Raw genomic sequence first — 12,539 nt, forward strand, 5'->3', positions numbered from 1 at the left:
ATGCTTCAAAATGGTAGCAGGTGCCAGATTGACTTTATCCTCAATTGGCACTAAGAATTTGGAATAAGAATTAATTGCATTGGTGTGTTCTTCCCTAGGGCGGGACCTCCAACTCACTGCTTTCTGCCCTGTTTGAGGTAATATCATTTACAATGCTGGGCTGAAGACAGGCCCATGCAGCAATTTGATTCGTAAATCTTTTGTAAAAACCGATAGCTTAAAAATTTTAAGGGTGCGAAATAACAAAATACATTCATGCTTTTACAAAAAATATCAGTTAAACTTTTTAAAATAGCTGATAAAGAATCAATTACACATCAAAAAGTTAAAACCCCAACTAGTTAATAATAAATAGCTTGCGGCCTCTTTTTGGCGTTTAAGATTTTTTAACATTCGCCATTTACATTTCAGTCTAAAAAGACCTTCAATCTTACCAATACACATTCCGGAATTCACATGCGCTTAATTACAATAAACGAAGCACTACCAGATTCATAAATCAGATTAACGAATTTGTACAGCCCGGCTTTGAGGGCATTTTCTTCAGTACGCCATGCTTTTAAAACGCATCACAAACCAATTATTAATTACTTTACCGGCAGAACTACTAATGCAGCGAAAAAGCCCTTTGATGCCAAGATGAAAGTATTCAGAAGGCCGTTTTAGAGATGAAAAAAATATGAAATGTTCCTAACCAGGTAATGCAAAATTCATACGTAAACCCAGAAATTAGAACTGTCCGTCTCCGGTTCCGAATCTTTCGGGTTAATCTGCTGTTGTGTGAAACAAAAAAAAACCTGACACATAACGTATCAGGTTTTTTTTGGTACCCAGAGCCGGGATCGAACCGGCACGATATTGCTATCACTGGTGTTTGAGACCAGCGCGTCTACCAATTCCGCCATCTGGGCAAACACTCTATTGAGCTTTTTTGCGGTTGCAAAGATAAGTCAAATCCTTTGTTCTGCAAGAAAAATCAATAAAATGTTTTAAATTAATTTAGCCATTAATGCTAAGTTCTTGTTTTCTAGCATCAATATATTTCGTCACATATCCATAAACTATCAGTGAAATAGCCGAAACAGACGCTATCCCAACAAATACAAACCAGATATAGTGTGCATGATCATAAGCCGTCAGTTTTTCAGCTTCCGTTAATAATAGAGGATCCGGACAGTATTTCTCCAGCAGCACACCCGATAAACCAAACCCGAGCAAAGAAGACAAAAAGGAATGCAAATGACTGAAACCTAAATAGAGCCCTTCTTCTCCTTTCGGCGCCTGCAGAGAGAAGTATTCGAGGAAGCGGGGCGAGATAAAGGACTCGGCAAGCCCCTGGAAACCAATTCCCACAATCATCATAAATGCTACCGGATGCATATCAATAAATCCCATTGTATCCCCTCCTATCATATTTCCTGCAGCCATGGCAAATGCAGAAATCGGCATGATGAACATACCAATTGTCATGGAAAAAAGGGCACTCTTCTTTTTAAGGAACGAAGTTATCAGACCTACCGTAGTGAAAACGACCAATGGGTTAACGTTGGCATACCACGATGGCGAGGCGCCTTCTCCAGCCATCCGCAACACATACTTTGGCATGGTTGCATACAACTGATGCTGAACCATCCAGAAACCGGTGATGATGATAATAAGAATAAGCAGACGGAAGTTTAACACAACTCTGACTAATGCACGCCATATTTCTTTAATTGATTTACCTTCACCATGCGTTACACTCGGACGGAAAAAGAAGATGATAGCAACTAAAGCCAGCAAGGTCATACCAGCTGAGAAATAGCTAATATTTATTAACCCAACGTTCCCCATCGCTTCACGCAAGGGCTTTACAATCGTTTTCCCCGAAAATGCCCCAATGTTTACAATTGTGTAGAAGATTGAAAATCCCGTTGCACGATTATCGGTAGAAGTTTCCTTGGCAACTGTACCCGTAATAACCGATTTTATAAAACTACCTCCAATAATAATCAGTGCCATTATGGGGATAATAATATACTTTTCACTGGATTCTTTCAGTCCGGTAAATTCGGTTGTAAAACCATATTCAGCCAAACCTGCTGCTTCCAGAAATGCAGGAAACACACCTAATCCGGCATAACCAAGCGTTAGAAAACCAAAAGCCACAACTAACGACTTCTTAAACCCAATCTTATCAGCATAAGCGCCAGTAAAAGTTGGCAAGAAATAAAGCAAAGCACTAAATGTACCCGAAATAAGAGCGGCCTCAACATCTGTAAAAGCCAAAATACGTGATAAATAAAGCGTTATCACAATGAAAACACCATAGTATGCAGCGCGCTCCAGCAACTCTGCAAAGTTAGCCACCCAGAATCCCCGGCTGAACTGCTTAAAAAAATTGACCATCCCTGTCATAAATGATTCATTTAAAGTTTATTCCCAATAATATATCTGCTATCTCAAAATAATAGTATTACTACAAGGCTCAAAAATAGTTACTTTTATCTCACATTTATTATACTTTTATCATACTCTGAACATTTATAAGAAAAACTAACCCTCTTGAAGCAGATATTTTTGGTCCCTCACCTGCATCCATCTTATAATAACTGGTATTACCTTTGCAAAAAACAACTACAATGATACATACCACAAAAGGCATCGTACTTAATCATATTAAATACAAGGAGACCAGTATTATTGTAACTGTTTACACCGAAGCATTTGGTAGGCAAAACTACCTGATAAACAACGTGCGATCAAAGCGTAATAAAGGCTATAGCGTTTTTTTACAACCCATGACCTTACTTGACTTACAAGTTTATCACCGTCCAAAAGCAGACATTCAAAGGATAAAAGACTTTAAAGTAGCCCATCCGCTGGAAAGCATCCCTTTTAAACAGGAGAAGCGTGCCATGGCCTTTTTCTTAACCGAACTAATGTCGAAAGTACTGCGCGAAGAAGAGCGAAACACCGATTTGTTCAACTTTATTTTTCATGGGATAGAAGTTTTTGACACCGGAACAAGAGGAACGGCAAATTTCCACCTGTTTTTTCTCTTCCAGCTAAGTCGATTTTTGGGGTTTGGCCCTGAAGGAGATACGAGTAACCAATCCTACTTTGATTTACTCAACGGCCATTTTACCAACACTGAACCATCACACGGCTTTTTTCTAACCGAACAGGTTAATAACAACTGGAAAAGGCTATTCAGCCTCGAGGCCGATCAACTGCATCAACTTCAGCTAAAAGGCGAAGAGCGCTACGCCCTGCTTGAGGCCATACTGGACTACTTCAGGCTTCATATCGATACCTTAGGCGAAATCAAATCTCTCAGCATTGTTCATCAGCTTTTCCACGAGGCCTAACATCCAAAAACAGCACTCACACTTAAGGCCTTAAGCCCTTTTGTCAAATATTTAAACACATTAGCTTACCAAAACATACCATTCCACAAAACAAATTACTTTTTAAAAAACTTAATCATTAAATTGAGTAGGCTATCCGTATTCGCCGATAACCTATTGCTAAATCATGAAAATAGACTCAAAATTTCACAATCTGGATTCCAGCTTCCTTACTAAAGTCAACTCGCTGATAAAAGAACACAACGCCATCGACATGGCTTCGGGCTATACTGACTTTCACTGCTCCCCAAAACTGATTGAGCTAGCCGAAAAGCATTTACGTGAAGGCCTGAACAGGTACGCCGAAACAGCTGGAGAAATAAGACTGAGGGAAAAAGTGGCCACCAAAATAGCCAACCTTTGCGACAGACAATACCATCCCGAAACAGAAATAACCATTACAGCTGGAGCATCACAAGGCGTTTATACCGCTATTGCCGCATTTATTAAAGAAGGCGACGAAGTCATAATTTTTGAGCCAGCTAATGAGTATTATGCGGCTGCCATAGAAATGAATGGCGGATTGGTACGCACCATTCCCATGAGTGGCGAACAATACCATATTGAATGGGAGATGGTTCATCAAATGATATCCAACAAAACCCGGATGATTATTATTAACTCACCGCATGCGCCAACAGGCTGGGTGATGGATGAAATTGATTTAATACGGCTCCAAAAAATCATTAACGGTTCTAATATTTTAATTCTTAGCGAAGAAACATTTGAACACATCATTTTTGACGGCCATCATCACCAAAGCGTGGCTTGTTTTCCCAAACTGGCTGAACGCAGCATAATCATTAATTCGTTGGGCGAAACATTTCATGTTACAGGCTGGCAGATAGGCTACTGCGCCGCCCCATCCGAAATTATGAAGGAATTCAGACGGGTACAAGAAACCATGATTCACAGCGTCAACTCCCCACTGCAAATGGCGATGGCAGACTTTATTGGAAACAAAGAAGAGTATAAAAAGCTTGGCCCTTTTTATCAGGCTAAACGCGACACTTTCTTGAAGATGATGACCGGGTCAGGTTTTAAGCCCCTGCCCTGTTCGGGCACCTATTTTCAGCTATTCGACTACAGCCAGCTGTCGGAAGATAAAGATCGTGAGTTTGTTATGCGTTTAATCAAAGAAGTCGGAGTGGCTGCCATGCCCATCAGTGCCTTTATGAAAGAGCGGCAACACCGACCACATATCCGTATTAATTTCGCTAAGCCCGATGAGTTGCTTGAAGAAGCAGCATTAAGACTAAAGAATTTCTGATTTTTTTCTTTTGAACGAAACTATTACATTTGCACCGCATTTGGCCCCATAGTTCAAGGGATAGAACAAGAGTTTCCTAAACTCTAGATACAGGTTCGAGTCCTGTTGGGGCTACAAAAGTCTGCTGGCACTAGCTTGCAGACTTTTATCATTTTAGTGCCATATCCCTAAACCAACAATTCAACAGTTGTATTCATTCACCCTTAATAATCCCAATTCTTTTCCTATTTTAGGACCAATTATACAAAACCAATCAGCGTTGCGGCTGTAACCATTTTGTCATGAACTATTTTGATATTGTAGCAGGAATACTATTAATCTTAGCCATAGTTAAAGGCTTTAAAAACGGGTTAGTGATTGAATTAGCGTCATTGGCCGCTCTCGTCCTGGGACTTTTTGGAGCCATTAAGTTTAGTAACATCACAGAGCAGTTCTTAATCAATCACATCAGTTCATCATACATTGGTATCATTGCCTTTATCGCCACCTTTATAGCGATTGTAATTGGGGTTCATTTAGTGGCCAAGGTGGTTGACACCCTTGTTTCAGCCATCGCCTTAGGCATGGTTAACCGCGTGCTGGGAGCTATCTTCAGCCTGCTTAAATATGCGTTTATCATTAGTGTGATCATTGCCATATTAGGAAGTTTTGAAAAAAGCTACAGCATCATTCCCGAAAAGCAAAAAAGCACTTCCCACTTGTATGAGCCGCTGCGTTCCATAGCCCCATCTATTTTCCCTTACCTGCAATTTAACGAAGTCAGGGAGCAGTTTGAAAACACCACAAAAGGAATTGATGTATAACAGGTGAATTGTTTTTAGAGAACTTCACTTCCCATAAGAGAGTGATTAAAAGCCCGCAGTAATTCATCATTATCAAGAGGTTTTTCGAGCACATGACTAAACCCAAGCACCATGTAATCTCTTTTTTCTGCTTCGGTTAAACGCCTGGATGTTTGCCCGATAAAAGGCACGTAGATTCCCATCTGTCTGATCTCAGAAATAAACCCCTCGAGATTGAGCCCTTGCGCATCAATATCCATCAGAACAACATGGATATCGTTTCGTTTTAGAAGCAGCTCTCTTGCTGATTTTTGTGTTCGGGCAGAAATTAGCGTTATTTTTGTTCGCTCAAGTACTTTGCGCATTTGCAACTGCGCCGCACTGGTGGCATCAATCAATAGCATTATTTTATTGGGCCACGAGTAGTTTGCTGAAACCTTTACATTAGCCCTTTCGCCATTATAATTTTGAGTTCCATTGCCCTTCGGCTTTTCCTGATCTTGCTCGAAAGGCATGGTAAAATAAAATTCGGAGCCGGTTGAAGGCTCAGATATAAGACCGATACTGCCACCATGGGCTGCCACCAAGCGCTTACAAATTGACAAACCCAAGCCTGTACCTCCGTAATTTTTTGAGGTGCTCTCATCGGCCTGACGGAAGGGTTCGAAAATAAACAATTGCTTATCAGCAGCTATGCCAATTCCGGTGTCGCGCACATAAAAGCGTAAACATGCCTCCTCTTGGGAGAACCCAAATTCAATAAAGCCTTTTTGGGTAAACTTAAAGGCATTACCAAGTAGGTTAATAAAAATTTGCTTCAGACGCCGCGGATCGCAAAGTATTTCAAGGGACGATAAATTATCAGGCAGATTCAAATAGAATTTTAAATGGGACTTTTGATCAATGCCCATGCGTTTTTCAAACAGCTGATAAACGTCCCGGAGAATTTTGCTCACCTGGCATCGCTCCATACTGAGGTCCAGTTCGCCACTCTCAATCTTAGCCAGATCGACAATATCATTAATCAGATCCATTAAATTTTCGGAACTTTTATTAACAATATCTATGTATTCAACCTTTTCACTTTCTGAGATATTTTCTTCCTTCAGCAAATTAGTGAACCCTACAATCGCATTTAGAGGTGTTCTGATTTCATGACTCATATTAGCCAAAAACGCGGACTTTAGCTTATCCGCCCCAATAGCTTTTTCTTTTGCAACAACCAGTTCTTGTTCGGCTTTCTTTTTCTGTGTATAATCCCTTCCTACAATGAGTACTGAAGAAATATGTGCATTATTGGTTTCAGGAGTAATCGTCCAGTCAAACGACCTGATAGCATCTAAAAAACGATACTCTATTTCAACATTCTTTGAGGAAGCTGCACCAAGCACTTCGGTGATACAATTCATAAGTCCGCTAACCAGTTCTTTCGGCAATTCTGTAATCTGGTTCAGCTTTTGCCCAACGCATGCACTTCTGTCTAGATTAAAATCAGATAAAAAGGCGGAATTACAATACGACAACTCACCTTCACTATCAATTCGCAAAATATGATCGCGCGAATTTTCTGTCAGCGCCCTGAATTTTTCTTCACTCTTTTTTAAGGAAGCTTCATTCTCCTTTCGCTTCGAGATATTATGGATAGATACATAATAACGAACCTCTCCATTCAAATGAATGGAAGTTACGTATATCTCGGCATGCACCAGTTGATGGTTTTTTCCAAGCAGTTGAGTATCGCCCTTATAATCCTGACCATGTTTTACACTATTGATGGCCTTCAGAAAGCCTTTGAGGAATTCTTCAGAGGCGAACATTTCATCGATCGCAAGTGCAAAAATTTCCTCTTGTGAGTACATCAGCATATCGCAAGCCGAGGCGTTGGCATAAACAAACTGCATCTTTTCATCGATAATAAAGATGCCATCAATGGTTGCTTCAATTAATTTACGGTTCCGCTCTTCACTTTCCCGCAAATGATTTTCCGTATTCTTTACATGAGTAATATCTTCACCAATAAGCAAGTACGACGCCTCTCCTATTTCCTGATTAGCCAGCGTACCCATCACCTTCATAATAACCTCGTTGCCATGCTTGCCTAACATGTGCGCTTCCATGGTGCCACAACCATGCATTTTTATCGATTCATAAAACACCTCTATCTGCTCAGGATCGTATTTTCCCTGGTAATACAAATCAGCCAGTGATTTTCCAATTAGCTCCTCTTTGGTATAACCGGAGTGAACCAGAGTTGCCTCGTTAATGAACTCGATCCGGCGGTTGCGTACGAGCATAATTCCCACAGGAGCAGAGCTTAAAATATTCTGCAAAAACCGTTCTTTATTGTACAGCTCCCGGTTAACTTTCAGAATTTCGGCGTGGCTTTTACGAATCTCCTCAGCCACCAACTCACGCTCAAGCGTATTGGCAATAAGCCTGGCGGACATTTGCAAGAGAACCGTTTCGTGCGGCAACCATTCACGATAAAAACTACACTCATCAAACCCTATGAACCCATAATAACTCCCTTTTACCCATATGGGATAAACTAAAACTGACATCACATCCTGCTCACAGAGCACATCCCTTACTTTATCGGGCAAACTATTAACATTAGACGCTTTAATGCCTCCATCGTCAAGCAGCATTTGGCGCCACTGACTAAAGTCGCGGTACGATAAATTTTTTAACTTGCCTATCACTGAGCGCACCCCTTCATTGCACCATTCGTAGGTGTTAGAAAACAACTCCCCATCGATATGATTCTCGAAAATATAGATGCGGCTGACATCAGAAAACTGACCTATGACGCTTAGAGACTTTGAAATGCGCTGCTCTAAACTCTCTTCAGAAGACAATATGGTGGACAGGTACAATGGCAAATACCCCGAAGGCACAGCCTCATCAGCGTCGTCCGGAAAGTGAGGCACGCCCCAGGCACCGGTATACACTCTTTCCATCATTCGCCGGAGCTTAGCATTCTCGGCCAATAACACGTTTGTATCTATCCTATCCACTCACCAAAGTTAATATGAATCAATAAATTATTACTCTAATCTTACTATACAAAAATAGAGAATTCAATGCCATAAACATATCTGTTCCTAAACGAATTCATGCGTTTCGTGTAAAATATTAAACATTTAATACCATGGCACTTGATAGCCGCGTAATTATTTGAATACTTAGGCACTTCATCCTTGTCCGATTAAAAAAGAATAGCCCAAGAGTGAGTATTTTTAAAACCAATCGACTATTTTTGAAGAAAATGAAACTTGGATGGAGCAAAAGAATGGATTAGTAATTAAGTCTACAGGCAGCAGATACACCGTACTGTCAGATGATGGAACTATGATTATTTGCCGAATAAGAGGCAAAATAAGATTAAAGGGCATTAAAAGCACTAATCCGGTTTCTGTTGGCGACCGCATTGTATATGACGACGATGGAAGTGGCGAAGGGGTCATCTCCGAAATTAAGGAGCGTAAAAATTACATTATCCGAAAAGCCACCAACCTATCCAAAGAGTCGCATATTATTGCTGCTAACGTTGACCAGGCAGTACTGATTGTCACCATCAATTACCCGATGACCTCTAAGGTATTTGTTGACCGGTTCATCGCTGCCTCCGAAGCCTATGGAATTCCGGTTACGCTGGTGTTTAACAAAACTGACCGCTACGATCATCAACATCAGCAAATTCTTGAAGAGTGGCGCAACCTGTATGAAAGCATCGGCTACCAAACTCTGGCTGTATCAGCCAAAAAGCAAGAGGATTTAAGTGAAATTGAAACACTGCTTAAAGATAAGATTACGGTTTTAAGTGGTCATTCGGGCGTAGGCAAATCGACTCTGATTAACCGGGTTGAGCCAACGCTAAATCTGAAAACAGCTGAAATATCAGCCATTCACCAATCAGGAAAACACACCACCACTTTTGCGGAGATGCATGCTCTGAGCTTTGGTGGCTTCATTATTGATACGCCGGGAATCAGAGGCTTTGGCCTAATCGATATTGAAAAGGAGGAGCTGTATCATTACTTCAAAGAAATATTTGAACATGCCAAGAATTGCCGCTTTAACAACTGCTCCCATTACAGTGAACCCGGTTGTACTGTCAAAAAAGCTGTTGAAGATGGTTTAATTGCCTATTCACGTTATGAAAGCTATTTAAGTATACTTCTCGACAAGAATGATAAATACAGATAAAAGGCTGATGTAACAGCAAAAACCATGAGAAGAGCCTTTACTATAGCATTTGTAAGTATTGTATTTTTAATTGTCTCAAACATCTACTACTACCTCGACACCTATCAGTGGCAAATCAACACCCAAAAAGACATTCTGCATAAACAATCGTTGATGGTGCGCGATAAACTGAGCCAGTTTGCTCATAAAACCAAAACTGGCCTTTCCATCTTCATCTCCCAGAATGAACTCGATAGTTTATTTCTTGCCAGACAGCATTCTTTTGAAATACAAAAACGCCTTGAGTTGCTATACAATGGCTTTAGTGAGCACCTTAATGAGCTAACTGTATACAACACCAAAGGCGATGCCTTTGAACTGCGCCGCAACAAAAACGGATCCTTCATATCGGCCTATAGCCATGTCGAAGACATCGGCATCAACACCCCCAAAATATTAATTAATCCGCAAGGCACCCGCATCATCTATCACCAACCCTTAATGAGCATGGATGAAATCATCGGCTACGTTAAGTTTAACATGGATTTAAACCAGTTTTTTTCATCGGTATTTCAGAGCTTTAACGTTGAAAATGTTAATTTTCAATGGGTGATGAAACCTAATGGTGAAGTTGTTTATAATACCTTGCATCAGGATAAGTTCACCCCTATCCTGGACAACATTGATAGCCAGATTACAAAGCACGATTGGTTTTCCAAGGTCCACCACATTACCCTTGCCCACGAAAAAACAAAGGTGCTGACCGTGTTTAGCAAGTTGTATTTTGATGGCATCGGGTATTACCTGGCTTTTTCCATGCCACAAAAAATAATTACGGCTTCCATTGCACGTTATTCATTCCTGGTTGGCGGCATTTCCCTATTCATTATTTGCCTCATCATTCTCACATTTAGCATCTACCAGAAAAGACATATAGAAGATCAGCAGAGCCTGAAAAAGTCGGAGGAGGCACTGCAAAAAATGGTCTATTACATGCCAGTTGGCGTTGTACTCATTGACAGCCGCAACAGAATCAGGCAAGTTAACCGGGCGGCACTGAAACTTTTTGCCTTTGATGATGAAGACCAGCTAATAGGGCGCATTGCCAGCGATGAAGTTCTGTTTGAAAACAAAACCAGACTCGACAAAACAACTTATTCTGCACAATCCAACAAGTACATCCTTAAGAGCAAAACAAATGAAGAGTCGGTCATCCTTAATGAACAGATCCCATTCTACCTGCTCCGAGAAAAATATTCGCTGCAGGTGTTTGTTGAAGTTTCGCTGCTTGAAAATGAAAGAAAAAGTGAAGAGATGGCTAACAAAGCCAAATCAACGTTTATTGCCAATATCAGTCATGAATTGCGCACACCCTTAAATGGAATTATCGGCATGACAGATATATTGATATCCTCTGAAAAAGACGAACAGGATAAGAATTTACTAGGGGTGGTTAAGCGCTCTGCTGATACCTTATTGGTTTTAATCAACGACATCCTTGACTTTTCAAAAATGGAAGCCGGCAGATTCGAAATTGAGTCTATCCCCTTTAATCTGCACGAAGAAGTAGAAAACACCATCGAATCATTTGTACCAAAAGCCCAGGAAAAATCACTTTCACTCACCTGGTCGGCAAGTCTCAATTTACCCACAAATTACCTCGGCGATCAGATAAGAATCAGGCAAATATTAAACAACCTCCTGAGCAATGCGATTAAATTTACCAACAAAGGGCGCATCCACCTGTCGATAAAAGAAACACAAAACATAAACGGCTCACCAGCCATCCTATTCTCCTTAAAAGACACCGGCATTGGCATAAAAGCTTCTAAACTGGAGTCTATATTTAAGTCGTTTGCACAAGAGGACGAAAGCACAACGCGCAAATACGGTGGCAGCGGGTTGGGCATTACTATCTCTAAGCAACTCGTTAACATGATGGGAGGAGAAATATGGGTCAACAGCCCTTCAGGCATCTCTACCGATCCGACTAATCCGGGCGCCGAATTTGCTTTTACCATTCCCCTTAAGTCTAAAACGCACCAAAAACGGTATAACTACAGCCACATTACCTCCTTAAAAAAAGTGCGCGCATTTATCATCTCCGATGAACCGCTGCAGGTGCATGTCTTAATAAAAAACCTGGCTTCACTGCATATCGACTACAAGGTTATTCCTCCTTCCAATGAGTCGATTGATATTATCCGCACAGATAATAAACACCATATCCTGTTCGTTGATCACCGACCTGATTTTAACGGCCTGGAATTCCTTCAAACGCTGTACAACCACCGCCTGCATAAGCGCATGCCAATCATTATGCAAAGTTCCGATTTTGAACCCTCCAATACGTCACTGGCCAAAAAACTGGGGGTTGATGTGTACCTGCGTAAGCCAGTTGACCTGGAGCCGTTGGAAGAGTGCATCGCCCGCTTTTTTCAGAACATTCCCAAACGTAAAGTCTTCGCTGGGGAATCGCCTGCGGTCCAGGGACTGAGAATTCTTGTGGCGGAAGACAATGTGTTGAATCAGCGGGTAGCCAAAAGCCTGTTTGGTCAAATCGGCCACCCTGTAGACATTGTAAGCAATGGTATGGAAGCCGTACAAAAGATGCAGCACCACAGCTACGACATTGTATTTATGGATATTCTCATGCCACAAATGAATGGTATTGAGGCCCTTCAAAAAATGCGCTCAAAAGGCAATACCTGCCCGGTAATAGCCATGACAGCCAGTGTTGCTGAGTCGGAGCGCGAGTATTTAATGAGCGCCGGCATGGATGATTTCATAACCAAACCCACAAAAGTGGAAGACCTCTCCAGAATGATTGCCAAGTGGTGTGTGGTTTAATGGTCAGTTTAAAATAAAACACTGCTTCCTGCGTTAGTGATGTTAATACAGTAATATATT

At 41.1% G+C, this 12,539-nt stretch carries 7 protein-coding genes and 2 tRNA genes; 6 read left to right on the forward strand and 3 right to left on the reverse strand.

The window, feature by feature from the left end; genetic code table 11:
- Positions 1 to 824: 824 nt before the first annotated feature.
- Both ACSX1H_RS06430 and ACSX1H_RS06435 read right to left on the reverse strand, forming a co-directional pair.
- Positions 825 to 911: transfer RNA gene (locus tag ACSX1H_RS06430), tRNA-Leu, on the reverse strand.
- 88 nt (positions 912 to 999) lie between these two features.
- On the reverse strand, positions 1,000 to 2,397 hold the full coding sequence (locus tag ACSX1H_RS06435) for an MFS transporter (protein WP_439183016.1): 1,398 nt from the start codon (positions 2,395 to 2,397) through the stop codon (positions 1,000 to 1,002).
- A 224-nt stretch (positions 2,398 to 2,621) separates the two neighbouring features.
- Here ACSX1H_RS06435 and recO point away from each other — a divergent pair, with 224 nt between their 5' ends.
- From recO to ACSX1H_RS06455, 4 genes are all read left to right on the forward strand, one after another.
- On the forward strand, positions 2,622 to 3,350 hold the full coding sequence (recO, locus tag ACSX1H_RS06440) for a DNA repair protein RecO (protein WP_439183017.1): 729 nt from the start codon (positions 2,622 to 2,624) through the stop codon (positions 3,348 to 3,350).
- Between the two features lie 166 nt (positions 3,351 to 3,516).
- A complete protein-coding gene (locus ACSX1H_RS06445; RefSeq protein ID WP_439183018.1) occupies positions 3,517 to 4,659 on the forward strand; it encodes a methionine aminotransferase in 1,143 nt (380 codons plus the stop codon).
- Between the two features lie 42 nt (positions 4,660 to 4,701).
- Positions 4,702 to 4,773 (forward strand) — tRNA-Arg (locus ACSX1H_RS06450).
- Between the two features lie 167 nt (positions 4,774 to 4,940).
- Positions 4,941 to 5,462, forward strand: a complete 522-nt coding sequence (locus ACSX1H_RS06455) for a CvpA family protein (RefSeq protein WP_439183019.1) — start codon at positions 4,941 to 4,943, stop codon at positions 5,460 to 5,462.
- Between the two features lie 14 nt (positions 5,463 to 5,476).
- On the opposite strand, the gene ACSX1H_RS06460 is transcribed toward ACSX1H_RS06455, so the two are convergent.
- On the reverse strand, positions 5,477 to 8,458 hold the full coding sequence (locus ACSX1H_RS06460) for a PAS domain S-box protein (protein ID WP_439183020.1): 2,982 nt from the start codon (positions 8,456 to 8,458) through the stop codon (positions 5,477 to 5,479).
- 262 nt (positions 8,459 to 8,720) lie between these two features.
- Between ACSX1H_RS06460 and rsgA the strand changes: the two genes are divergently transcribed.
- Together rsgA and ACSX1H_RS06470 are read left to right on the forward strand one after the other, a co-directional pair.
- On the forward strand, positions 8,721 to 9,650 hold the full coding sequence (gene rsgA / locus ACSX1H_RS06465; protein WP_439183021.1) for a ribosome small subunit-dependent GTPase A: 930 nt from the start codon (positions 8,721 to 8,723) through the stop codon (positions 9,648 to 9,650).
- A gap of 24 nt (positions 9,651 to 9,674) precedes the next feature.
- Positions 9,675 to 12,479 carry a response regulator gene (locus ACSX1H_RS06470; protein ID WP_439183022.1) on the forward strand — a complete coding sequence of 935 codons (2,805 nt, stop codon included), beginning with the start codon at positions 9,675 to 9,677 and terminating at the stop codon, positions 12,477 to 12,479.
- The last annotated feature ends 60 nt before the right edge of the window (positions 12,480 to 12,539 follow it).

It is taken from the genome of Carboxylicivirga taeanensis, from assembly GCF_051851475.1.
Classification (GTDB): Bacteria; Bacteroidota; Bacteroidia; order Bacteroidales; family Marinilabiliaceae; genus Carboxylicivirga; species Carboxylicivirga taeanensis.

Coding starts and splice junctions, on each gene's coding strand:
- ACSX1H_RS06455 (WP_439183019.1), top strand. CDS start 4,941: ATGAACTATTTTGATATTGTAGCAGGAATACTATTAATCTTAGCCATA.
- ACSX1H_RS06445 (WP_439183018.1), top strand. CDS start 3,517: ATGAAAATAGACTCAAAATTTCACAATCTGGATTCCAGCTTCCTTACT.
- ACSX1H_RS06435 (WP_439183016.1), bottom strand. CDS start 2,397: ATGACAGGGATGGTCAATTTTTTTAAGCAGTTCAGCCGGGGATTCTGG.
- recO (WP_439183017.1), top strand. CDS start 2,622: ATGATACATACCACAAAAGGCATCGTACTTAATCATATTAAATACAAG.
- ACSX1H_RS06470 (WP_439183022.1), top strand. CDS start 9,675: ATGAGAAGAGCCTTTACTATAGCATTTGTAAGTATTGTATTTTTAATT.
- rsgA (WP_439183021.1), top strand. CDS start 8,721: ATGGAGCAAAAGAATGGATTAGTAATTAAGTCTACAGGCAGCAGATAC.